At 72.2% G+C, this 21,509-nt stretch carries 21 protein-coding genes and 1 tRNA gene; 8 read left to right on the top strand and 14 right to left on the bottom strand.

The window, feature by feature from the left end; translation table 11 throughout:
• Window positions 1–19: 19 nt before the first annotated feature.
• Together ACT26F_RS11620 and ACT26F_RS11615 are read right to left on the bottom strand one after the other, a co-directional pair.
• Window positions 20–844 carry an alpha/beta fold hydrolase gene (locus ACT26F_RS11620; protein ID WP_471670698.1) on the bottom strand — a complete coding sequence of 275 codons (825 nt, stop codon included), beginning with the start codon at window positions 842–844 and terminating at the stop codon, window positions 20–22.
• On the bottom strand, window positions 841–1,587 hold the full coding sequence (locus tag ACT26F_RS11615) for a lysoplasmalogenase family protein (protein ID WP_471670697.1): 747 nt from the start codon (window positions 1,585–1,587) through the stop codon (window positions 841–843). Before ACT26F_RS11615 ends, ACT26F_RS11620 begins: the two co-directional genes overlap by 4 nt.
• Before the next feature lie 40 nt (window positions 1,588–1,627).
• Between ACT26F_RS11615 and ACT26F_RS11610 the strand changes: the two genes are divergently transcribed.
• A complete protein-coding gene (locus tag ACT26F_RS11610; RefSeq protein WP_471670696.1) occupies window positions 1,628–2,032 on the top strand; it encodes a pyridoxamine 5'-phosphate oxidase family protein in 405 nt (134 codons plus the stop codon).
• A gap of 32 nt (window positions 2,033–2,064) precedes the next feature.
• On the opposite strand, the gene ACT26F_RS11605 is transcribed toward ACT26F_RS11610, so the two are convergent.
• The 8 genes from ACT26F_RS11605 to ACT26F_RS11570 all read right to left on the bottom strand — a co-directional run bounded on the left by ACT26F_RS11605 (window position 2,065) and on the right by ACT26F_RS11570 (window position 10,679).
• A complete protein-coding gene (locus tag ACT26F_RS11605; protein WP_471670695.1) occupies window positions 2,065–3,333 on the bottom strand; it encodes a DUF1501 domain-containing protein in 1,269 nt (422 codons plus the stop codon).
• A complete protein-coding gene (locus tag ACT26F_RS11600; RefSeq protein ID WP_471670694.1) occupies window positions 3,330–4,787 on the bottom strand; it encodes a DUF1800 domain-containing protein in 1,458 nt (485 codons plus the stop codon). The genes ACT26F_RS11605 and ACT26F_RS11600 overlap by 4 nt, the downstream gene beginning before the upstream one ends.
• Window positions 4,787–5,710 (bottom strand): spore germination YkwD domain-containing protein, encoded by a 924-nt coding sequence (locus ACT26F_RS11595; protein WP_471670693.1) that lies wholly within the window; start codon window positions 5,708–5,710, stop codon window positions 4,787–4,789. Before ACT26F_RS11595 ends, ACT26F_RS11600 begins: the two co-directional genes overlap by 1 nt.
• 57 nt (window positions 5,711–5,767) lie before the next feature.
• On the bottom strand, window positions 5,768–6,586 hold the full coding sequence (locus ACT26F_RS11590) for a DivIVA domain-containing protein (RefSeq protein ID WP_471670692.1): 819 nt from the start codon (window positions 6,584–6,586) through the stop codon (window positions 5,768–5,770).
• A gap of 47 nt (window positions 6,587–6,633) precedes the next feature.
• Entirely contained in the window at window positions 6,634–7,479 is an 846-nt protein-coding gene (locus ACT26F_RS11585; protein WP_471670691.1) for a hypothetical protein, read from the bottom strand.
• A complete protein-coding gene (locus ACT26F_RS11580; protein ID WP_471670690.1) occupies window positions 7,476–8,921 on the bottom strand; it encodes a coiled-coil domain-containing protein in 1,446 nt (481 codons plus the stop codon). Before ACT26F_RS11580 ends, ACT26F_RS11585 begins: the two co-directional genes overlap by 4 nt.
• Window positions 8,922–9,098: 177 nt before the next feature.
• Window positions 9,099–9,171, bottom strand: a tRNA-Lys gene (locus ACT26F_RS11575).
• A gap of 38 nt (window positions 9,172–9,209) precedes the next feature.
• Window positions 9,210–10,679, bottom strand: coding sequence for a polysaccharide pyruvyl transferase family protein (locus ACT26F_RS11570; RefSeq protein ID WP_471670688.1), 1,470 nt, complete (start codon window positions 10,677–10,679; stop codon window positions 9,210–9,212).
• Window positions 10,680–10,771: 92 nt separating this feature from the next.
• Between ACT26F_RS11570 and ACT26F_RS11565 the strand changes: the two genes are divergently transcribed.
• From ACT26F_RS11565 to ACT26F_RS11550, 4 genes are read left to right on the top strand one after another with little or no spacing between them, the layout of a single operon-like run.
• Window positions 10,772–11,629 (top strand): Rossmann-like and DUF2520 domain-containing protein, encoded by an 858-nt coding sequence (locus ACT26F_RS11565; RefSeq protein WP_471670686.1) that lies wholly within the window; start codon window positions 10,772–10,774, stop codon window positions 11,627–11,629.
• Window positions 11,626–12,456 (top strand): pantoate--beta-alanine ligase, encoded by an 831-nt coding sequence (gene panC / locus ACT26F_RS11560; RefSeq protein ID WP_471670685.1) that lies wholly within the window; start codon window positions 11,626–11,628, stop codon window positions 12,454–12,456. The genes ACT26F_RS11565 and panC overlap by 4 nt, the downstream gene beginning before the upstream one ends.
• 2 nt (window positions 12,457–12,458) lie before the next feature.
• Window positions 12,459–12,875 carry an aspartate 1-decarboxylase gene (gene panD / locus ACT26F_RS11555; RefSeq protein WP_471670683.1) on the top strand — a complete coding sequence of 139 codons (417 nt, stop codon included), beginning with the start codon at window positions 12,459–12,461 and terminating at the stop codon, window positions 12,873–12,875.
• Window positions 12,872–13,648, top strand: a complete 777-nt coding sequence (locus ACT26F_RS11550; protein WP_471670682.1) for a type III pantothenate kinase — start codon at window positions 12,872–12,874, stop codon at window positions 13,646–13,648. Before panD ends, ACT26F_RS11550 begins: the two co-directional genes overlap by 4 nt.
• 96 nt (window positions 13,649–13,744) lie before the next feature.
• Here ACT26F_RS11550 and ACT26F_RS11545 read toward each other — a convergent pair whose 3' ends face one another.
• Complete coding sequence (locus ACT26F_RS11545; RefSeq protein WP_471670681.1) at window positions 13,745–14,470, bottom strand: glycerophosphodiester phosphodiesterase; 726 nt, start codon at window positions 14,468–14,470, stop codon at window positions 13,745–13,747.
• 86 nt (window positions 14,471–14,556) lie between these two features.
• On the opposite strand from ACT26F_RS11545, the gene ACT26F_RS11540 reads away from it, so the two are divergent.
• The 3 genes from ACT26F_RS11540 to ACT26F_RS11530 all read left to right on the top strand — a co-directional run bounded on the left by ACT26F_RS11540 (window position 14,557) and on the right by ACT26F_RS11530 (window position 17,909).
• Entirely contained in the window at window positions 14,557–15,126 is a 570-nt protein-coding gene (locus ACT26F_RS11540; protein WP_471670680.1) for a 1-acyl-sn-glycerol-3-phosphate acyltransferase, read from the top strand.
• A 53-nt stretch (window positions 15,127–15,179) separates the two neighbouring features.
• A complete protein-coding gene (gene lysS, locus ACT26F_RS11535) occupies window positions 15,180–16,682 on the top strand; it encodes a lysine--tRNA ligase (protein ID WP_471670679.1) in 1,503 nt (500 codons plus the stop codon).
• Between the two features lie 126 nt (window positions 16,683–16,808).
• A complete protein-coding gene (locus tag ACT26F_RS11530; protein WP_471670678.1) occupies window positions 16,809–17,909 on the top strand; it encodes a heme-binding protein in 1,101 nt (366 codons plus the stop codon).
• A 6-nt stretch (window positions 17,910–17,915) separates the two neighbouring features.
• Here ACT26F_RS11530 and ACT26F_RS11525 read toward each other — a convergent pair whose 3' ends face one another.
• From ACT26F_RS11525 to ACT26F_RS11515, 3 genes are read right to left on the bottom strand one after another with little or no spacing between them, the layout of a single operon-like run.
• Window positions 17,916–19,217: an NtaA/DmoA family FMN-dependent monooxygenase gene (locus tag ACT26F_RS11525; RefSeq protein ID WP_471670677.1), complete on the bottom strand. Its 1,302-nt coding sequence runs from the start codon at window positions 19,215–19,217 to the stop codon at window positions 17,916–17,918.
• Window positions 19,214–20,431 carry an MFS transporter gene (locus ACT26F_RS11520; protein WP_471670676.1) on the bottom strand — a complete coding sequence of 406 codons (1,218 nt, stop codon included), beginning with the start codon at window positions 20,429–20,431 and terminating at the stop codon, window positions 19,214–19,216. The genes ACT26F_RS11525 and ACT26F_RS11520 overlap by 4 nt, the downstream gene beginning before the upstream one ends.
• Window positions 20,428–21,492: an LLM class flavin-dependent oxidoreductase gene (locus ACT26F_RS11515; protein ID WP_471670675.1), complete on the bottom strand. Its 1,065-nt coding sequence runs from the start codon at window positions 21,490–21,492 to the stop codon at window positions 20,428–20,430. Before ACT26F_RS11515 ends, ACT26F_RS11520 begins: the two co-directional genes overlap by 4 nt.
• Window positions 21,493–21,509: the final 17 nt, after the last annotated feature.

The following is a 21,509-nucleotide window of genomic DNA, read 5'->3' as shown; positions in this document are numbered from 1 at the left end:
TCGGGGTGCGGCGACTCCGTCAGCCGCGCACCCGCGCCAGGATCTCGCGGACCAGCAGGTCCGGCTGGGTGTCCGGGAGCCAGTGGCCGTCCTCCACCTCGACGAACCGGTAGTCGCCCGTGACGTGGTCGGCGCAGCGCTCGGCCCCGTAGCGGGCGATCGCGAGGTCGTCGTTGCCCCACACGAACGTCGTCGGCACCGCCACGGGCGGGGTGGACGCGAGGTCGGCACCCATCGCCCGGTACCAGTTCAGCGTCGTGGTCAGCGCGCCCGGACGGCTGAAGCGATCGACGTACGCGTCCTCCTCGGCGGCCGGCACGCTGCCGCCGTACATCGCGCGGAGCCGTGCGCCGTCGTTCTCGAGCAGCACCTCCTCGGCCTTGCCCGGCTGGCGCAGCAGGCCGATGTAGGTGGCCCGGCGCTGGGCGTCCTCGTCGACCGCGAGCGCCTCGCCGTAGGCGGCCAGGTGGGGCACCGACACCGCCGTCAGGGAGCGCAGGCGCTCGCCGTGACGGGCGGCGACGACCCACGCGACCGCCGCGCCCCAGTCGTGGCCCACGAGGTGGAACGTCTCGTGTCCGAGCGCCGCCGCGATCGCGACGACGTCCTCGGCGAGGGTGCCCGTGCCGTAGTTCTCGACGCCGTCGGGGCTCGCGCCGGGGCTGTAGCCGCGCTGGTCGGGCACGATCGTCCGCAGGCCGGCGGCGGCGAGCTGCTCGGCGACCGCCGTCCACGAGCGACCGTCCTGCGGCCAGCCGTGCAGCAGGACGACCGGCTCGCCGTCCTCGGGCCCCGAGACCGCGACGTCGAAGGTCAGGTCCGCGACCGTCACTCGCGTGCTCATGCCGAGGCCTTCCGGGGGAGGGTCGGCCAGCAGTCGGTGGGTCGCGTCGGGTCCCAGCCGACCTCCTTCGTGCGGGCCTCCTTCTGCACGATCGCGGTGGCCAGGAAGAACAGCGCGAGGCTGTAGGTGAGCATCACGGCGAGGTTGCGGACGACCGAGTCCTCCGGCAGCCGGTCGGCGATGCCGAGCGCGATCAGCGCGTCGCTGAAGAGGAACAGCAGCCCGCCGACACCGGCGCGGGCGTCGACCGCGAGGGCGGTGGCGGCGGTCGCCGACAGCAGCAGGGCGTAGACGACGACCGGGCCGCGCAGGCCGGCGTCCAGGCCGCCCCACACCCACACGAGCAGACCGACGGCCGCGAGCAGCAGCACCGCGGGGATCCACGGCCGGCGTCGCAGCGCGTCCAAAGCCCCACGCCGGACGAAGAACGTCACGAAGCACACGTGCGCGGCGGCGAACGCCGCCATGCCGGGCAGGAAGGTCGCGTCGAACTCCAGGAACAGGTCGCCGAAGAAGCAGAAGACGAGCGCGAGCACGAGCGCGGGAGGTCCGTGCTGCTCGTACACCCACACCGTCAGCAGCGGCGCGATGAGGCACTTCGTCACGAGCGCGAGCCACCAGCCCGCGGAGCTCTCGGCCGGGTCGGCGAGCAGCACGGCCAGGTGGGCGACGACGACCACGCCGAAGGCGATCAGCCACGGACTGCGCAGCGGGTTCGTGGGCGGGGGTGTCACGGGCTCCATGGGCTCACCGTATCGCCGCCGCGCCGTGCACAATGGAGGCATGAGCACCGGAACCATCCAGGAGCTGGACGACGACGAGTGCCGCGAGCTGCTGTCGGTGGGTCGCTTCGGACGCATCGCGTTCCAGGGGGACGGCCGGCTGGAGCTCCTCCCGGTCAACTACGCGTACGCCGACGGGATCGTGCTGATCCGGACGACGGCGTCATCGGGCCTCTCGACGATCATCGACGGCCCCTTCATCTTCGAGGCCGACCACCACGACGACATGTACCAGACCGGCTGGAGCGTCACGGTCCGCGGCACGGCGACGATCGCCGACGAGGCGCAGCTCGCGGAGTTCTCCGGGCGGTTGCCGAACTCGTGGGCCGGCGGTGGGAACGGCGTGCACATCGCGATCTCGGCCGACGAGGTGAGCGGTCGCCGCGTCCGTGCGTTCCCGACCTGAGCACGCCGCCCGGCGGGCCCGCCGATGCCGACTCAGGCCATGAAGCCCAGTGACGTGCGCGTGAGGCCCGGGAAGACCGTGCCGATGCCCACCTCCGGGAACCGCGCCGCGAGGATCTCCGACAGCACGCTGCGGTAGTCGGTCGTGACCTTCAGGTCCCCGTCGACCGTCGCTCCCGAGCCCAGGGTCGGCCAGTTCGCGTAGTAGCCGCCCTTGACGCCGGCGCCGAGGACGAACACGGCATTGCCGTAGCCGTGGTCGAGCCCGGCGGCGCCGTTCTGGGCGAGCCGCCGGCCGAACTCGCTCAGCGTCACGATCGTCACGCGGGAGCGGTCGGGACCCAGGTCGGTGAGGAACGCGGCGATGTTCCGGGCCATCGTGCTGATCTGGTTGCTGATCCGGCCCTTGATGTCGACGTGGTGGTCCCAGCCGCCGAAGTCGACGGCGATGGCCCGCGCGCCGACGCCCGAGCGGATCAGCGCGGCGGAGCTCTTGAGGGCGTTGGACAGGTCGCCGCCGGGGTACTTCGCGTCGTTCTGGGCGCCGGCCTTCTCCTGCGCCGCGACGACCCCGGCGCGCTCGTCCAGGGCGAGCGCCTCCCGGCCGGCCGAGCCGATGACGGTGCCGGCGTCGGCGTAGAGGGCGGCCAGCGCGGTCCGGCTGCGCGGGCCGAGGGTCGTGTCCGTGCCCCACGGCACCGTCAGCGACGTGAAGTCGTTCGTCGCGAACGACGCCTCGGGGCCGATGAGCGACGTCGGCATGATCGACGTGCCCACCTGGACGCCGTCGAACAGGTCGTTCCCGGCGAAGCCCCCGATCATCCGGTTGAGCCAGCCGATCCGCTCCGACGAGCCCGGGTCGGCGTCCTCGACGAGCTCCATCGCCTCGAAGTGGGAGCGGTTCGGGGTCGGCAGGCCGACGGCGTGGATCGCGGCCAGCTGGCCCGCGTTCCACAGGGAGGTCAGCGGCTCGAACGACGGGTGCAGCCCGAACTGGTCGTCGGCGAACAGCAGCGAGGGCGCCTTGAGGTTGTCGGCGATGTTGGGGCGCGCGGCGTAGAACGCGGACTCGGCGTGCGGCACCATCATCGACATGCCGTCGGCGCCGCCGCGCAGGGACAGCACGACCAGGACGTTGCCGTTCGTCGCGCCGTAGGCGGTCGAGGTGAGCACGTCACCGAACATGGACGTGGCCACGCCCGCCATGCCGATCAGTCCGGCGGAGCGAAGCAGGTTGCGCCGCGTCACGCCGTACTCGGCGCAGGAGGCGTCGTGCCGGTCGGGGCCCAGGGGATCGGTCATCGCAGCATCGCCTCCGGGGCGTTGAGGATCGCCGATCGCACGAGCGTGATGAGCCATCCGATGTCCTTGGTCCGTCCGCGGTACCAGTCGTCGAGGATGTAGCTCGGCGACCGGCCCAGGAGCGTCGCCGCCGCGGCGACCGTCCCGTCGCTGGCGCGGCGACCCGTCAGCATGACCGACTGCTGGTGCACGAGGTCGCTCAGCGCGAGCGGCCACACCGGGGGGATGAGGCTGTGGATCGCGGGCCGGGTCGCGGCCGTGACGGCGCCGCCCACGTTGGCCGTCCACGTGTGGGTGGTCCAGGTGCGCAGCAGCCGTGCCGGCGAGAGGTACGTGTCGGACCGCTCCGGGAAGCCGTCGGGGCGCGGCCACGCGTAGGGCGACTGCCCGGTCCATGAGCAGTACCAGGACACCGCGGACATCCGGGTGTCCTTGCCGGCGCCCGTCGGGACGATGTCGCACGCCCGCTCGACGGCGATGACGTCCTCGATCGGGGTCCGCGCCTTCTGCAGGACGGCGGCCTTGAAGGCGTCGTGCGCGACGAGGGTGCGCAGGCACGCCTTCACGTCGGTGCCCGAGCTCAGGTACGTCGCCTTGACCGCGTCGACGATGCTCTGCGGGGGATCGTCGGAGACGAACCGCGTGCACAGCCTGCGCGCGATGCGGGTCGCGGTGGCGTCGCGCGTCGCGAGCCAGTCGAGGTAGTTCCTCAGCTCGGCCCGCCCGTCGCCAGAGGCGTTCGGGAACGTCCTGCCCATGACCGTCACGGGGCCGACGTGGTGCCGGGTCGAGTCGTAGGCGGCGTCGTACCCGTTGCCGACGGCGACCGTGAACCCCGTGAGCAGCTGCGCCGACGCCTTGACGTCGTCCTCCGTGTAGCCCGCGGTGCGGCCGACCGTGTGCAGCTCCAGCAGCTCTCGGCCGAGGTTCTCGTTGATCTGCGTCTTGGTGTTGCGGTGGTTCGACAGGAAGCCCGACATGGCCGGGTGGACGATCGCGGCGTTGAGCAGTTTCGAGAAGCTCGTGAGGGCGTTGGCGCGGATGACGCGGTCGTAGTCCATGCGCCACGGGAAGCTGGAGTCCTCGCCGACCGGGACGTGCAGGAGGTTCGACCAGAAGTCGACCATCATCTCGTGGACCTGGTTCGTCGCCAGGATCCGGCGCGCGAGCGTGTACCCGGCGAGGTCGTTGCCGTACTGGTAGCCGTAGTACGTCCCGGCCTTCGTGTTGGCCCAGGCCGTCGCGGGCGAGTCCGACAGGTGCGGGTACCACGCCAGCGCCGCGTCGGCGGCGGTGTCGGTCGACGGTGCCAGCTGGCCCTCGAACCAGTCGTCGATGCTGCGGTGGCCGATGACGTCGGTCTCGAGCCGGGAGTTGAAGCCGTACGTGAAGCGCCGCACGACGTGCAGCGCCGCCTCCGACAGCAGCGGCCGGTTCCACGGGAAGTCGCCCATCAGCACGCCCCCGATGCACTCGTCGCGCTCGTCAGTGACGAGACGAGGACTGTGATCCAGCGGACGCCGCCGGAGTTCGTGATGCCGACTCCGAACTCGTAGTCCGGTGCCTCGTCGCACGCGGACAGCAGCCGCTCGGTCTCGCCGTAGGGGGACCGGAGCAGTGACGTGACCGCGGTCGTGACGGCACCGGAGGTCGAGTCGGCCGAGCCGATCGCCCGGGTCACGGCGCGCACCGTGCGGCCGGGACACGCGGTGCCGGGCTGGGCGCGACCGGAGGCCGACGGCTCGACCGCCTTGCCCTGCGCCGCCATCCAGGTCGAGTGGTTGCGGGCGTACGTCGTCAGGCACAGCTCGGGCTTGCCGTCCGCGGCGTTGACCGCCGTGCGCGCGAACTGCAGGCGCGCCTCGTGGACCGCGTCGTACAGCGTCGCCTCGTCGGCCGACAGGGTGACGGGCCTGGACGCCAGTACGGCGGGCTTCACCGTGACCGCGACCTTGGTCGAGACGGCGGCGGCGTGGCGGTGCTTCGTGCCGCCCTGGCGGTGGGTGACCTTGGGGGCCTGGGCGCGGTACGTCTGCGTGCCGGTGCCCGGCCGGAGCTTGACGACCGCCGATCGCTTCACGGTGCGCGTGGCGATCGTGGTCCACGTCCGCTTCGTGGCGTTCCAGCGTTGCAGCCGCACCAGCCGGCTGTGCGTCGTCGAGGTCCTGATCGTGAAGGTGACGGCGCCCCCGACGGTCAGCGACCGAGGCGACGCGGCGAACCGGACCGCCGGAGCGGCCTTCGCCGCGACGAGCGCGCTCGGCTCAGGATCGGCCCCGGGCTGGCGGTGGCCCACCACGGCGGCAGCCGCGCCGAACAGGCACGCCACCACGAGCCCCACCAGCAGGGTGTGGCTGAAGTGACGCACGTGACGCATGCGTCGATGATGACGCACGTCGCCTGCCCAGCAACAGTGCGCCGGGCAAGAATTTCGTCAGCGGCGCTCGTTCTTCGGGTCGAACAGCTCGCCCTGCGCGGGTTCGGCGGTCTCGCCGGTCAGCGACGCGAGCATCTGGCGGACGTTCGACAGCTGGGAGTTGATGCTGTCGCGCCGGGTGCTCAGCTCGGCGATCTCCTTCTCCGACTCGGTCCGGATGCGGACGGCGGCCTGCTCGGCGTCGGCCACGATCTGCTTCGCGCGGGCGTGCGCCTCCTCGACGACCTGGCGGTTCTGGCGCTCGGACTCGGCGTACTCGGCGTCGGCCTCGGCACGACGCTTCGCGGTGGCCTGGTCGAGCTCCGCGGCCGTCTTCTCGTGCTCGGCCTTGAGCGCGGCGAGCTCCTGGGCGGCCTCGGCGGCCGTCGCGGCGGCGGCCTCGCGGGCCTTCTGCAGCAGCGCGGTCCCCTCCGCGTCGGCCTTCTGGCGCGTCGAGTCCGCGTAGGCGTCGGCCTCGACGCGGGTCGACTCCGCGTACGCGTCGGCCTCCTTGCGGGTGGCGACGTCGTAGGCGTCGGCCTCCTTGCGGAGCTTGCGCACGGCGTCGGCGGCATCGGTGCGCTGGGTCTCGACCTCCTTCGCGGTGGTCTTGCGCAGCGTCTTGGCCTCCTCGTCGGCGAGGCTCAGGATCTGCCCGACGCGGTCGCCCAGGTGCGAGAAGTTGGGCTCCGTGACCGCTGCCAGCCGCTCCTCGGTCTCGTCGATCGTCTGGCGCAAGGTGCGCGCGTGATCCTTGAGGGTCTTGATGTGCGCGTCGACCTGGGCGGGGTCGTATCCACGCATGACGGTGCGGAAGGGCGAAGTGGGGGAGCTCATGATGTGACCATTGTTTCAGACGGGGTGTGCGGAGGCGAGGCCCCGCCTCACGCCGTCGGTGTGACTTCGGACGTGCCGGTCAGCGTGGACAGCATCGTGCGCAGGTTCGACAGCTGCTCGTTGATGCTGTCGCGGCGCTGGGCCGCCGCGGCGAGCTCGCGGTCGGACTCCGAGCGGACCCGGTCGGCGGTGGCCTTGGCCTCGCTGACCAGGGCGTCGGCCCGGATCTGCGCCTCTTCGACGAGTCGGCTGACCTCGCGGCGGGCATCCGCGGCCTCGGCCTCGGCCTCGGCGCGACGCGTCGCGAGCTGGCGCTCGAACTCCGCGAGCCGGGACTCGTGCTCGGCGGCGGCCTCGCGGAAGCCCTGCTCGGCGGCCTCGCGTCGGGCCGCGAGGGCGACCTCGAACTCGGCGGTGGCGGCGGAGGCGAGCGCGCGCTGCTCCTCCACGAGCACCTCGGCCTCCTGGCGGCGGATGCCGGCCTCGCGCTCGGCGGCGTCGAGCAGGTCGGCGGCGGTGGCCCGCGCGTCCTCGACCAGCTGGGTGGCCGCACCGTCGGCATCGGCGCGCTGGGTCTGCGCGTAGACGTCGGCCTGCTCGCGCAGCAGGCGGGTCGCCTCGTGCGTCTCGGCGCGGGAGGCCTCGACCTCGGTGGCGACCTCGGCGCGCAGTGCGGCGGCCTCCTCCTCGGCGAGGGCGAGGATGCGGATCATCCGCTGGCCGAGGTGCTCGTAGGTCGCCGGCTCGGACGACGGCTCGGTGGCCGGCGCGTCCGCCGCGGCGCGCAGGCCGGCCAGGTCGGCCTCCAGCTCGGCCAGCCGGGCCTGGACCTGGCCCGGGTCGAACCCGCGCAGGACGATGCGGAAGTCGGCGGTCGTGGTGCTGTCGCTCATGCGGGTGGGTTCTCCTCGGACGGGTCTGACGGGGTGTCGGCGTGGTGGTCGGGGGTCGAGAGCGCCCGGATGACTCCGGACAGCTGGGTCAGCTCGTCGGCGGCGCGCGCCCGGGCCGCCAGCAGGTCGCCGGACTCGCGCTCGGCGTCGGCGAGCAGTTGCGCGGCCCGGTCCTGCAGTTCCTGGGCGCGGGTCCGGGCCTCGGCGAGCAGGCGATCGGCCTCGTCGCGGCGAGCCCGGCTCTCGGTGAGCGCCTCGCGCTGGGTCGTGAGCACTTCCTGGCTGACGCGGGTGCGCAGGATGCGCGCGCCCGACTCGGCCTCCGCGAGCCGGCGGGAGGCGCGCTCGTCGGCGGCCCGGGCCTTCGCCTCGGCCGTGTCGCGCACGGTGGCGGCAGCGGCCTTCGCCTCGGTGAGGATGCGCTCGGCGCGGGCCTGGGCGTCGGACAGCACCTCGTCGCCGGCCCGGGCGAGGTCGGCGGCGGCGGCGTCGGCCGCCTCGACCTCGGAGCCGAGGCGGGCCCGCAGGCGGGCAGCCGCGGCCGTCGTGGTCGCTCGGACCCGGCGCACGTGGCTCGCGGCGTCGCGACGACCCTGCTGGCGCAGGCGCTCGGCCTCGAGTCGGCCGTTGTCCAGCACGAGGTCGATCGTCGCGCGGGCCTCGTCGAGCTCGGCGCGAGCGGCGGCGACGGCCCGGTCGGCCTCGTCGCGAGCGTCGTCGAGCAGGGCCGCGGCCGCGGCGCTCGCCTCGTCGAGGACCTGCTGGGACGAGGCCCGGCGCTGCTCGGCGTCGCGGATCGCGGTGTCGACCACGGACTCGGCGTTGAGGGTGGCGGCGCGGGTGATCCCCGCGGTGTGCTCCTCCGCCTCGGTGACGATGCGCTCGACGTAGTCCTCGGCCTCGGCGGTCCGTCGCGCGCTCTCGGCGGCGGCCGTCGCGATGGTCTCCTGGGCGTGCCGCGCGGCGTCGGACGTGAGGGTGCTCGCGCGGTCCTGCGCCTCGGTGAGCAGTCGGGCCGCCTCCGCGCCGGCGTCCGAGAGCACGGCCTCGGCACGGCGGTCGGCCTCCTCGCGGCGGGCCTCGACGTCGGCCTCGACCGCGTCGAGGTGCTGCTGGGCGTCGCGCACGAGCAGCGCGGCCTGGTCGGCGGCGTCCGCGACGATGTCCTGCGCATCCTGCGAGGCGCGGTCGAGCTGCTCGGTGGCGGAGGTCAGCTGGGCGTCGGCCTCGTGCCGGACGCGCCGGGCGTCGTCGTACAGCAGGCGGGCATCGGCCTCGAGCCGGCGGGCCTCCGTCGTGAGTCGGGACGCCTCCGCGGCGGCTCCGGCCTCGAGCTCGTCGGCGACCTGTTGAGCCTGTCGCAGCAGGTCGGCGACGCCCTGAGCCGAGCGGGGCGCCCGGTGGGTCTGGGGATCCGGTTCGGTGGGGCGCTCGATCGTCATGGTGGCTCCAGTCTTCCAGACGAACCAAGGCCCCGGCGATGGGCGTTCCAAGGAATTTACGTGGTTGTGACACGCATCACAACCGACGGGTAACCGCCGCCACAGGTGACTCACAGGGCGGCCAGAACTCCGCCGCTTGGCGCCGGACGAGAGTCGGTACGTCGGAGGTCGGACGAGTGGGCCCCGTGGGACTCGAACCCACAACCCGCGGATTAAAAGTCCGCTGCTCTGCCAATTGAGCTAGAGGCCCCGCGGGCACCAGTGTGCCAGTCGGGTTCGGCGGCCGAGTCAGCCCCGGGAGCGGCGCAGACGGCGCAGGACGCGGCTCAGGAATCCGCGCACCGTCGTGCGCTCGAAGCGCTCCAGCCGGGCGGACAGCTCGTCGATGCGGCGCTGCTGGGTCTGGAGCTTCTCGTCGCGCTGGTCGGACAGTCGCGCGTGGCGCGAACCGGCGCCCTGGTAGGTCGGAACGTTGAACGGGTAGTCGTAGCGCCGCGGCGACCGGGTCAGGTCGATCACCATCGCGTGGCGCAGCCAGTCCAGCCGCGACGCCACCTCGGACAGGTCGGGAGCGGCGAGGGTGTGCACGCCGGGCGGGAACTGCGCCTCGGCCAGCGCCGCGTCGAAGCCCGAGCCGTCGCGGCCCGGCTGCCAGCGGTGCTCCAGCCCGTTGCGCTCCAGGAAGTCGGCGTACCGGCCGAACCGCTCGGGCATCGCCTCGTTGAACGGCGTCAGGTCGGTGGCCTCGTACAGCTCCTCGACCCGCACGGGCTCGTCGAACGAGGGCTGCACGCGGTGCGGCATCCGGTGGTACTCGGCCAGCTCGAGCGTGCGCGAGTCGTGCGCGAGCATGAGCGCCGGCGTGCCCGCGAGCAGCGCGGCCACGTTGCCGTGGAACCGCGTGCCGTAGACGAAGTCCTGCTGGGCGAGGAAGTCGTACCAGGTCCACGTGTCGACGAACAGTCGCATCCGGTCGGACTGGTAGAGCCGGTGGTGCAGGTGCCCGGGGACGAGCGGGTCGGAGACGTGCGGGTGCGGGGCGCCCCACAGCAGCAGCCGCAGGTCGTGGGCGTCCTGGCCGACGTACACGAGCTCGGGGTGGCGCTCGGCCTGGTCCGTGGCGAACGCGCCGATCCCGGGGACCTCGGGAGTGAGGTTCAGCGCGAGCGCGGCGTCGGGGCCCAACGCGTCGAGCTTCTTGTGCACCTGCAGGTCGGGACCGTGCAGGAACAGCGACGGGCATCCGATGACGTCGATCGAGTCCGCCGGGAAGCCGAGGTCGACGAGGAAGTCGCGCGTGAACTCGCCGCGCACGCCGATCGAGGCGGAACGGTCGAGGACGGCGGCCACGAACCGCTTCGTCACGTCGCGCACGTCCGCCATCGCCGCGAACGAGCGGTCGGCGGGTGCCTGCGCGCCGATGCCGACGACGGTCGCGGGGATCGTGAGCCGCTCGATCAGCGCGGCGAGGTGGTCGAGCTTGTCGGCGAAGTCGGCGCGGAACGAGTTCGCCATGGGGATCACGAAGTGGTCGAACTCCTCGCTGATCCGGGCGGCGTCACGCGAGGTCGCCTCGCGGCGCTCGCTCAGGGTGGAGTTCGCGACGAGCTCGCTCCCGGCGACGTCGAGGGCCCGCCACACCGAGTGCTGGAACAGGTAGTTCCCGCTGTTGGAGTTGAAGACGTCCTGCGTCAGGGTCGTCTCGGGCGCGACCGCGGTGAACGGGTCCTTGCCTGCGCGGATGAGGAGCCGTGCCATGGCGCCAGTGTGTCAGAGCCGCCGTGGCGCGGTATGCTGGCTGCGTCACTTTGTCTGGTACCCGCACGGGACTGGAACGAAAGGCAACACACATGTCTCACCCTCGCGTGGGTGTGGTCGGCGCCGGCCGTGTCGGTGCTGTCCTCGCCGCCCGGCTCCAGCGAGCCGGCCACCGGATCGTCGGCGTCAGCGGTCGTTCCGCGGCCTCGCAGCTGCGCGTGCAGACCCTGCTGCCCGGCACGCCGATCCTCGAGCCCGCCGACGTCGTCCGTCGTGCCGAGGTCGTGCTGCTCGCGGTTCCCGACGACGCGCTCGCCGACGTCGCGCTGGACCTCGCGGCACACGTGCGCCGCGGCCAGGTCGTCGCCCACACGAGCGGCCGTCACGGTCTCGCCGTGCTGGCCCCGCTCGCCGCGGCCGGCGCCCGCACGATGGCGCTGCATCCGGCCATGACGTTCACCGGCACCGAGGTCGACCTCGATCGTGACTGCGTCTTCGGCGTCACGGCCGGTCTGGGTGACCGCGACGTCGCCGAGACCCTCGTCGCCGAGCTCCGCGGCTCGGTCATGTGGGTCGACGAGGCCGACCGCGCGACGTACCACGCGTCCCTCGCCCATGGCGCGAACCACCTGTCGACGATCGTGACGCAGGCGATGGACCTGCTGCGCGAGATCGGCGCCGAGGACCCGGCCGCCGTACTGCGTCCGCTGCTCACCGCCGCGCTCGACAACACGCTCGCCTACGGCGACGCCGCACTCACCGGACCGGTCGCGCGCGGTGACGTCGACACCGTCCGCGCGCACGTCGAGCACATCGACGACCCGGCGATCCGGCGCACGTACGCGGCGCTCGCCTCGGCCACGGCCGATCGCGCCGAGACGACGGGCCGCATCGACACCGACACCGCCGACGCCGTCCGCACGGCCGTCATCCGCGAGAAGGTCCGATGACTGGTCCGCGCATCGCCCGGACTGCCGCGGAGCTGCGTGAGGCGATCAGCGGGACGGTCGCGCTCGTGCCCACGATGGGCGCGCTGCACGACGGTCACGTCAGCCTCATGAAGTACGCGCGACCGCTCGCGCAGACCCTCGTCGTCTCGATCTTCGTCAACCCCACGCAGTTCGCGGCGGGCGAGGACCTCGACTCCTACCCGCGCACGTTCGAGGAGGACCTCGAGCGCTGTGCCGCCGCCGGCGTCGACGTCGTGTTCGCGCCGACGGTCGGCGAGATGTACCCGGCCGGGCTCGAGGGCACGGTCGCGATCGACCCCGGACCACTCGCGACGATCCTCGAGGGCGCCGAGCGGCCGACCCACTTCCGTGGCGTGCTCACGGTCGTGGCGAAGTTGTTCGGGCTCGTCCGGCCCGACGTCGCGGTGTTCGGCGAGAAGGACTACCAGCAGCTCACCCTGATCCGGCTGATGTCGCGCGAGCTGTGCCTGGGCGTCGAGGTCGTCGGCTGTCCCACGGTCCGTGAGAACGACGGCCTCGCGATGAGCTCGCGCAACCGGTACCTGGCGCCGTCCGAGCGCGAACGCGCCGCGGCGCTCTCGGCCGCCCTGCGCGCCGGTGCCGCGGCGGGCCACGCCGGGGCCGCCGCCGCGGTCGAGGCCGCCGAGAAGGTGCTCGCCGACGCGGGCATCAGCCCCGACTACCTCGTGCTCACCGCTCCCGACCTCGGCCCGGCGCCCGCCGCCGGCGAGGCGCGGATGCTCGTGGCCGCCCGCGTGGGCCCGCCACGCCTGCTCGACAACCTGTCCGTGACCCTGGGGGAGTGACGATGTTCCGCACCATGATGAAGTCCAAGATCCATCGCGCGACCGTCACGCAGGCCGACCTGCACTATGTCGGCTCGGTCACCGTCGACGAGGACCTGCTCGACGCCTCGGACATCCTGCCCGGCGAGCTCGTCCACATCGTCGACGTCACGAACGGCGCGCGACTGGAGACCTACACGATCGCCGGCGAGCGGGGATCGGGCGTGCTGGGCATCAACGGCGCGGCCGCCCACCTCGTCAATCCGGGCGACATCGTCATCCTGATCGCCTACGCCCAGGTCGACGATGCCGAGGCCCGCTCCCTCGTGCCGAGGGTCGTCTTCGTCGATGCCGACAACCGCGCCGTCGACCTGTCCGACGATCCGGCGTCCGCGCCGAGTGCCGACCTCGTGCGCGGCGACCTGGTGCACGCCGGATGACGCTGCTCGCCGTCGACGCCGGGAACGCCGACACCACGATTGGGCTGTTCGACGGCGACGAACTGGCCGCGGACTTCGTCGTCGCGTCCTCCGAGCGCCGGACGTCCGACGAGTGGTTCCTGCTGATCGACGGCTTCCTGCGCCGCACCGGTCTGCCGCAGATCGACGAGATCGCGATGTGCTGCACCGTGCCGGCGCTGCTGGTCGCCCTGCGCCAGGCGTTCGACCGCTACTTCCGCGACGTGCCGACGTGGATCGTGGGGCCCGGCGTCAAGACCGGCGTGCCGATCCACACCGACAACCCGAAGGAGGTCGGCACCGATCGCGTCGTGAACGCCCTCGCGGCGAAGACGCTCCACGGCGGACCGGCGATCGTCGTCGACCTCACGGGCACGGCCACGGTCTTCGACGCGATCGACGCCGAGGGCCGCTACCTCGGCGGTGCGATCGCGCCCGGGGTGGAGGTGTCGCTCGCCGCGCTGGCCCGGCACAGCGCCCAGCTGCGCGCAGTCGAGATGACCGTCCCGCGTGACGTCATCGGCAAGAACACGGTCGAGGCGGTCCAGTCGGGCACGGTCTTCGGCTTCGCCGGGCTCATCGACGCGATCGTCGAGCGGATGATCGACTCGCTCGACGAGGACCCCGAGGACGTCACGGTCATCGCCACCGGAAGCCACGCCGAGGTCGTGCTGTCCGAGTGCGAGACCATCACGGCGCGCAACCCGAAGCTCACGCTCGAGGGCCTGCGCCTCGTCGCCGCGAAGAACCGCTGAACTGACGGCCCGCCCCGGGCGAGATTTGCTCCATTTCTCACCTTGGTAGCCGGTCGGGAGGCAAGAAATGGAGCAAATCTCGTCGGGGGCGCGCGGTCAGACCAGGGCGTGCCGGGCGACCGAGACGTCGTTCGTCGTGATCGCGTCGACGCCGAGGCTGCGCAGGCGGTCCATCGTGGCCGGGTCGTCGACGGTCCACGCCGTGATCGTGCCGCCGGCCTCGTGGACGTCGTCGACGAGGCGCCGGTCGATCCGTCGCGCGTTGACGTGGAACTCGTCGAAGCGACGCAGGTCGTCCTCGGTGGGCCTGCGGTTCGAGACCAGTCCGACCGCGTGGTGCAGCGGCAGGGCAGCCTCGGCGAGCGCCCGGTCGAAGCTCATGACGGTCACACCGCCGCGGCCGCCGAGGTCGTCCAGGACAGTCCGCACGTAGGACCGCGGATCGACCGGGGCGGCCTTGAGCTCGACCGTGAGCCGCACGGCGCTGTCGCCGAGGGCGTGCACGACGTCGCGCAGCGTGGGCACGGGGGTGCCGAGGAACGCGGGGGACTTCCAGCCGCCGGCGTCGAGGACGGCCAACTCGGCGAGGGTGAACCGCTGGACCGACAGGCCCACCTTCGAGGGCGCCACGTGACGCAGGTTCGTCGTGCGCAGCGGCGAGCGGTCGTGCATCAGCACGATGGAGCCGTCGGCGCTGGGCTGGACGTCGAACTCGACACCGTCCGCGCCGAGCCGGACGGCCTCACGCAGGGCGGGCAGGGTGTTCTCCGGGTGCGTGACGCTCTGGCCGCGGTGGGCGTTGAGGCGCAGGTGCTCGGACATGCCCCCACGATCGCCCGTGAACCTGACCGCAAGGTGAACGCAGCCTGTGTGTGTGCCGAACAACGGCGGCACGCTAGCCTCCCAAGGTGAGGATCCTGCGTGCCATCGCCGACGTCTACTGGTTCTTCAGCCGGTGGACCTACAAGTCGGAGCCGGCCCCGAGCGGGTCGAGCATCCTGCTGTCGGCGCCGCACACCTCGAACTGGGACTTCGTGCTGATGCTCGCGGTGGCCTGGAAGTCGGGCTTCCGGCCGAAGTTCCTCGGCAAGAAGGAGCTGTTCCGCGGCCCGGCCGGTCCGTTCATGCGGGCCCTGGGCGGGATCTCGGTCGATCGCAAGAACCCCGCCGGCCTCGTCGAGGACCTCGTGTCCCGGGCTCGTTCGGGTGAGGTGTTCCAGGTCGTCATCACGCCCGAGGGCACGCGCGGCAACGTCGAGCGCTGGAAGTCGGGCTTCTACCGGCTCGCCCGCGAGGCCGACCTGCCGGTGACCCTGGCGTACTGCGACCGCACGACGATGACGACGGGAATCGGCCCGACGATCGCCCTCTCCGGCGACGTCTCGGCCGACATGGACGTCATCCGGGCCTTCTTCGCCGACAAGTCCGGCGTCCGCCCCGAGCGGCGCGTCGAGCCGAGGCTCGCCGAGGAGGGCTGATCCTCCTCGCCGGGGCCCGGGTCCCGTCGGCGCGCCCGGTATCGTGGTCCCTCGTGACCGAGACGACTGACTCCTTCGACGACGACCTGCCCGAGCAGCTGCGGATCCGTCGGGAGAAGCGCCAGCGGATGCTCGACGCCGGCGTCGATCCCTACCCGCTGCTCGTCGCGCGCACGCACACGATCGCCGAGGTCGTCGCGGCGAACGACCCCGAGCAGCTCGGTCCCGACGCCCACACCGGCCAGGTCGTGTCGATCGCGGGGCGCATCATCTTCCTGCGCAACACCGGCAAGCTGTGCTTCGTCCGGCTGCGCGAGGGCGACGGCACCGAGATCCAGGCGATGCTGTCGCTGGCCGAGGTGGGCGAGGAGTCGCTCGCCGACTTCAAGGCCCTCGTCGACCTGGGTGACCACCTCGCGGTGACCGGCGAGGTCATCACGAGCCGTCGTGGCGAGCTCTCCGTCATGGCCACCGGCTGGTCGATCGCCGCCAAGACCCTGCGCCCGCTGCCCGTCGAGCACAAGCCGCTCTCGGACGAGGCCCGGACGCGCATGCGCTACCTCGACCTCATCGTCCGGGCGCAGGCCCGCGACAACGTCCGCGCCAAGGCCACCGTCCTCAAGTCGCTGCGCGCCACGCTCGACCGGCACGGCTACATCGAGGTCGAGACGCCGGTCCTGCAGCACACCAACGGTGGCGCCGCGGCGCGGCCGTTCCACACCCACCTCAACGCGTTCGACGAGCCCGAGCTGCTGCGCATCGCGCTCGAGCTGCACCTCAAGCGCGCCCTCGTCGGCGGCATCGACAGGGTCTTCGAGATCGGCAAGACGTTCCGCAACGAGGGCGTCGACAACACGCACAACCCCGAGTTCATGATGCTCGAGGCGTACGAGGCCTACGGCTCGTACGACACGATGGCCAACCTCGTCCGCGACCTCGTCGTCGACGCCGCCCGGGCGGTCGGCCACACGCAGGTGCCCGGCCGCGACGGCTCCACGATCGACCTCGAGGCGCCGTGGCGTCGGGCCACCGTTCACGAGCTCGTCCGCGAGGCGACGGGCGTCGCGATCGACGTCGACACCCCCGCCGAGCAGCTGCGCGAGGTCGCCCGCGACCACTCCGTGGCCCTGCAGGACGGCTGGGACGCCGGTCAGATCGTGCTCGAGCTCTACGAGAAGCTCGTCGAGCACGCGCTCATCCAGCCCACGTTCGTGTGCGACTACCCCGAGTCGGTGCGGCCGCTGGCCAAGAAGCACCGCTCGACGCCCGGCCTCGTCGAGGCGTGGGACCTCATCATCAACGGCGTCGAGCTGGCGCCGGCCTACTCCGAGCTGAACGACCCCGTGATCCAGCGGGAGCGCCTCGAGGAGCAGGCCAGGCTGGCGGCCGCGGGCGACCCCGAGGCGATGGACGTCGACGAGGACTTCCTGCGTGCCCTCGAGTTCGGCATGCCGCCCGCGGGCGGGATCGGTCTCGGTGTCGACCGGCTCGTCATGCTGCTGCAGGGGATCGGGATCCGCGAGGCGATCCTGTTCCCGATCCAGCGTCGCGAGTGACAACGATCTGACACCGCGTCGTATCAACCCCCGCGGCTGACACCTCCTCACACGTGTCAGTCCGGCGGGCGGGATGTGCCCTGGGAGAGCCGTCGGAATCGCTCGATGCCCCAGGGGGTCCCTCCGATGAATCTCAAGACCGAGCAAGTCCAACGACTCGAAGCCGAAGGCCGCCAGATCCAGACGGCGGTCACGGGCGATCCGGATCTGGGTCCGTTCGCCCTCCTGCCCGGCGTCTGGGCCAACGAGCCCGATCTGGTCGGCCGCGGCTGGAACATGATCGCGCTGCCGTTCGGGCCACCGCAGGGTGCGACGTTCCGACCGCCCTACCGGCTGCTGCTCAACCAGTACAACGAGAAGCTCACGTTCAGCCTCGTCGACAAGGCGGTGCCGAACCGCGGCATCGGACCCGACGCTGCGGGCGTGACGGTCAACACCGACCAGCGGCTCGTGACGCTCGACTACGAGCAGGGCATCAAGCAGCTGGTGGCCGAGGACTTCCCGTCCTCGGGGCTCGCGGGCGTGCCCGACCTGGCCATCCACCACGAGCCGGGTCTGTTCCTCAACATGTCCGACCCGTTGAACGAGGACAGCGTCGACATCGCGCGGCTGGCCACGATCCCGCACGGTGACTCCGTGCTGGGCCTGGGCACCGCCACCGTCACGGACGGGGTGCCGACGATCCCGCCGATCAACGCGTTGCCGCTCGGGGTCAACCAGGACATCGAGACCAATCCGTACCTGCTGCCGTACAAGCACTTCCACGACAGCCCGTTCCGGAACCTGTTCGATCCGACCGACCCGACGGCGCTGTTGACGGCGGCGAACCAGGGCGTCAACATCGTGCGCTCGACGCGGCTGGAGTTCGACAGCACGGTCGCGACGGGCGGGATCTCGAACGTCCCGTTCGTCGTCCGGCAGGCGAACGCCTCGGAGATGAAGTCGACGTTCTGGATCCAGGAGGTCGAGGAGGCCGACGGCAGCACGACGCTGCGCCTGCAGTACGCCCAGGTCGTCCAGTTGGACTTCTTCAACCGGTTCGACGGCGGCCCGGGCCGGATCAAGTGGCCGCACGTCAGCATCAACACGCTGGTGAAGGTCCAGGCCGAGCCCGATCCGAAGCCGATTCCGCCGATGCCCGACGGCACGCTGAACTGCGGCGACGGCTCGCACCGGTGGAGCGGTCCCGACGACGGACCGCGCGGCGACCGCCACGCACGCGGCTGAGCTCGATCAGGCCGACCCTGCGAGGCCGTAGTGGCCTCGCAGGGTGTCGGCCTCGTACTCGTGGCGAGCCAGCCCGCGGGCCTGCAGGATCGGGACGACGTGGTCGACGAAGTCCTCCAGTCCACTGGGGTAGCTGTCGCACAGCAGGATGAACCCGTCGGCTGCGCCGGTCGTGAACCACAGCTCGAGCTCGTCGGCGACCTGCTCGGGAGTGCCGACGAGCCGCCAGTGCCCGAACGGACCTCGCTCGATGAGGTCGCCGACCGTCAGGTCCCGGTTGGCCGTGAGGTAGGCGCGCGTCGTGGCGTCGAAGCCCACCGACCCGTAGGTCGGATCCGAGGTCGGCAGCAGGTGCAGTGGGAACGGGCGGTCGTGCCTCAGGTCCGCGGCGTCGACGCCGACCCACGCCGCGAAGGCGGCGACCCGGTCGGTCGACGGAGCGAGGTCGTTGAGCTCGCGCAGTCGTCGCCGAGCGTCCTCCTCGGTCGCGCCGAGCACGAGTGACACCCCCGGCAGCACTGCGACGTCGTCGGGATCGCGGCCTGCGGCACGCACCTCGCGGGCGAGCCCGTCCCGGAAGGCGCGCGCCTCGGCGATCGCGGGCTGCGACGTGAAGACGGCGTCGGCGAACCGGGCGGCCAGCGCGATCCCTCCCGGCGAGCCACCCGCCTGCGCCAACAGCGGCCGGCCCTGGGGCGACGGCGGCACCTGGAGCGGACCGGCGACCCGGAAGTGCTCGCCCCGGTGGTCGATCGGCACGATCCGCTCGGGATCGACCAGCACGCCGGCCGACGCGTCGCCGACGAGCGCGCCGGGCTGCCAGCTGTCCCACAGCGCGAGGGCGACCTCGACCGCCTCCGCCGCCCGGGCATAGCGGGTGACCCGGTCGGGCAGCTCGTCGAAGCCGTAGTTGTGCCCTGCCGGCCGGTTGCGCGTCGTGACGACGTTCCAGCCCACGCGCCCGCCGCTCAGATGGTCCAGGGACGTGAGCGCCCGCGCGATCGTGTACGGGTGGTGGAAGGTCGTCGAGACCGAGGCGATCAGCCCGACGCGCCGGGTGGCCGCCGCCATCGCCGCCACGATCACGAGCGGGTCGAGGCTGAAGGTCGGATAGGTCTCGGGTCGCAGGAACGAGTTGTCCGCGAGGAACACCGCGTCGAGTCGGCCCTTCTCGGCGAGCTGGGCGATGCGCGCGTAGTGCGCCGGGTCGTAGAACGCGTGCGGATCGGCGTCGGGCCAGCGCCACGACCCCGCGTGGACTCCGGCCGCGGCGGCGTTGACGTTCAGGTGCATCACGCGACGGCTCATGGCGCGACCACCGTCCGTCGGCGCACGAGGGGCAGCAGCGCGAACGCGGAGAGCACCGTGCCGGTGCCGAGCACGACGAGGAAGCGCCAGTCGGCGAGCCACGTGGCCAGCAGCGGCGCCCCGGCCCGCGCGAGGGCGATCGGGACGGTCATCATCGCGAGGATGCTCGCGAAGCGGGCGATGCCGAACGTGTCGGCGATGATCGACGGCCGGGCGACGACGCCGACGCTGTAGCCGACCGCGAACATCGCCACGCACACGAGCGTGAGCGGGATCGACAGACCCACGAGCGGCAGCGCGAGCATGCCGCAGCCCTGGATCGCGAACGCCGCGGCCGTCACCGTCGTCATGCCGATCCGCCGGGCCAGTGGCGCGAGCGCCAACCGGGAGCTGATCTGCACCACGCCGACCACGACGGGCAGCGTGGCCGCCGTGGCCGGTGAGTGCCCGACGTCGCGGAAGTACGTCACCATCACCATGAGGAACGCCGAGGTCGCGGCACTCTCGGCCACGAATGCCAGGCACAGCAGCCAGAACCGCGAGTCGTGCAGGGCGTTGCCGATCGGGACGCCGACCCGGGTGGCCACGGACTGCCGATGGCTGGCCCGCCCCGGAACCGAGGCGAGGTGGGCCGGGACGACGACCACGGCCAGGGACGCGGCCAGGACGAGCAGCGTCGTGCGCCAGCCGAGCTGGCCCTCGAGCCAGCCCGCGAGCGGGTAGTAGAAGCTCGTGCCGAGGCCGGTGATCATCGTGACGGCCACGATCGCGGTGTCGCGGTGCCGCGTCTCGGTCGCGACGACGAGCACCGCGAAGGCCGCCTCGTACGTCGACATCGCCAGCGCGAGTCCGACGAGCACGAACGCCGTGTAGAGGTCGGCCAGCGAGTCGGCCTGCGACCACAGGACGACGGCCACGACCCCGACCGCCGAGCCCGTGGACATGAGGGCCCGGCCGCCGTACCGGTCGAGCAGGGTGCCCACGGGAATCGCGGCGACCGCTCCGACGAGCGTCGAGATCGTGGCGGCTGCCGCGATCGCGGTGCGCGAGGCGCCGAGATCGTGCGACATCGGCAGCAGCAGGACCGTGAACGACTGGATCAGCGCGCCGTACCCGATCGTGTTCGTGACGGCGAAGACGACGACGAGTCGTCGCCACGACGTCGACCGGAGGGCGGCCGCATCGGCGGTGCCGGTGGTGGTCCCGGCGCTCATCCGCGCAGGAGCGGCAGCAACTGGTCGCCCTGCCGGGCGATCTCCTGCAGGTAGGGGGTGTCGGACAGCACGAAGTGGGTGACCCCGAGGTCCTGGTACTTGCGCAGCGACTTCGCGACGTCCTCGGCCGATCCGACGAGCCACGTCGTGGCCGCGCCGCCGCCGCCGTAGCGGCCGGGGGTCGTGTAGAGGTTGTCGTCGAGCACCTCGCCGCGCGAGGCCAGGTCGAACAGGCGCTGCTGGCCCACGGCCGTGACCCGGTGCGGGTTCTGCGGCGGCTCGCCCGCCGACTTTGCCATCTGGGCGACTCGCGCCTCCGCCTCGGCCCAGGCCTCCTCGGTGGTGTCGCGCACGAACGTCGTGATGCGCAGCCCGAACTCCAGCGGTGCGTGCTCGCGGCCGACCTCGTCGCTGAGCGCCCGCAGTCGTTCGATCCGCTCGCGCACTCCCTCGAGCGGCTCGCCCCAGAACAGCTGGACGTCGGCCTGCGCGGCGGCGACGCGCTCGGCGGCCTCGGAGGCTCCGCCGAAGTAGATCGTCGGATGCGGACGACCGGGCCGAGGCGTGAGGCGCGGCTCGACGGTCGAGTCGAACACCTGGAAGTGCTCGCCGGTGTACGTCACGTCGGTCTCGGTCCACAGCCGGCGGACCAGCTCGATGAACTCGCGCGTGCGCTCGTAGCGCTGGGCCTGGTCGGCGTCGTGGTCGCCGTACGCGCCCAGGTGGTCCTTGCCGGACACGATGTTGACCCGCACGCGGCCGCCCGTGAGGTGGTCGAGCGTCGCGGCGGCCGACGCGAAGTTGGCCGGACGCCAGTACCCGGGCCGGACCGCGATGAGCGGCTCGAACGTCGTGGTGCGCGCGGCCAGTGCGGCCGCGACGGTGAACGTGTCGGGGCGTCCCCAGCCGGTGCCGAGGAGGGCACCACGCCAGCCGTGGTCCTCGAGGGCGCGGGCCTGCTCGGTCAGGGTGTCGAGGCTGTTGTGTCCGGAGCGGACGTCGTCGCCGCGGTGCCCGGGGGTGGTCTGGTTGGGGATGTACCAGAGGTACTCGGCGGTCATGGGTCTTCCTGTCGGTC

The sequence above is a fragment of the Aeromicrobium sp. SP1 genome (assembly GCF_055663785.1).
Note: the sequence above shows the minus strand (reverse complement) of the source record. Positions and strands in the feature narration are given on the sequence as shown.

Bases quoted from the DNA above. Each gene is read 5' to 3' on its own strand.
- ACT26F_RS11620 (WP_471670698.1), bottom strand. From the start codon at position 844: ATGAGCACGCGAGTGACGGTCGCGGACCTGACCTTCGACGTCGCGGTC.
- ACT26F_RS11615 (WP_471670697.1), bottom strand. From the start codon at position 1,587: ATGGAGCCCGTGACACCCCCGCCCACGAACCCGCTGCGCAGTCCGTGG.
- ACT26F_RS11610 (WP_471670696.1), top strand. From the start codon at position 1,628: ATGAGCACCGGAACCATCCAGGAGCTGGACGACGACGAGTGCCGCGAG.
- ACT26F_RS11605 (WP_471670695.1), bottom strand. From the start codon at position 3,333: ATGACCGATCCCCTGGGCCCCGACCGGCACGACGCCTCCTGCGCCGAG.
- ACT26F_RS11600 (WP_471670694.1), bottom strand. From the start codon at position 4,787: ATGGGCGACTTCCCGTGGAACCGGCCGCTGCTGTCGGAGGCGGCGCTG.
- ACT26F_RS11595 (WP_471670693.1), bottom strand. From the start codon at position 5,710: ATGCGTCACGTGCGTCACTTCAGCCACACCCTGCTGGTGGGGCTCGTG.
- ACT26F_RS11590 (WP_471670692.1), bottom strand. From the start codon at position 6,586: ATGAGCTCCCCCACTTCGCCCTTCCGCACCGTCATGCGTGGATACGAC.
- ACT26F_RS11585 (WP_471670691.1), bottom strand. From the start codon at position 7,479: ATGAGCGACAGCACCACGACCGCCGACTTCCGCATCGTCCTGCGCGGG.
- ACT26F_RS11580 (WP_471670690.1), bottom strand. From the start codon at position 8,921: ATGACGATCGAGCGCCCCACCGAACCGGATCCCCAGACCCACCGGGCG.
- ACT26F_RS11570 (WP_471670688.1), bottom strand. From the start codon at position 10,679: ATGGCACGGCTCCTCATCCGCGCAGGCAAGGACCCGTTCACCGCGGTC.
- ACT26F_RS11565 (WP_471670686.1), top strand. From the start codon at position 10,772: ATGTCTCACCCTCGCGTGGGTGTGGTCGGCGCCGGCCGTGTCGGTGCT.
- panC (WP_471670685.1), top strand. From the start codon at position 11,626: ATGACTGGTCCGCGCATCGCCCGGACTGCCGCGGAGCTGCGTGAGGCG.
- panD (WP_471670683.1), top strand. From the start codon at position 12,459: ATGTTCCGCACCATGATGAAGTCCAAGATCCATCGCGCGACCGTCACG.
- ACT26F_RS11550 (WP_471670682.1), top strand. From the start codon at position 12,872: ATGACGCTGCTCGCCGTCGACGCCGGGAACGCCGACACCACGATTGGG.
- ACT26F_RS11545 (WP_471670681.1), bottom strand. From the start codon at position 14,470: ATGTCCGAGCACCTGCGCCTCAACGCCCACCGCGGCCAGAGCGTCACG.
- ACT26F_RS11530 (WP_471670678.1), top strand. From the start codon at position 16,809: ATGAATCTCAAGACCGAGCAAGTCCAACGACTCGAAGCCGAAGGCCGC.
- ACT26F_RS11525 (WP_471670677.1), bottom strand. From the start codon at position 19,217: ATGAGCCGTCGCGTGATGCACCTGAACGTCAACGCCGCCGCGGCCGGA.
- ACT26F_RS11520 (WP_471670676.1), bottom strand. From the start codon at position 20,431: ATGAGCGCCGGGACCACCACCGGCACCGCCGATGCGGCCGCCCTCCGG.
- ACT26F_RS11515 (WP_471670675.1), bottom strand. From the start codon at position 21,492: ATGACCGCCGAGTACCTCTGGTACATCCCCAACCAGACCACCCCCGGG.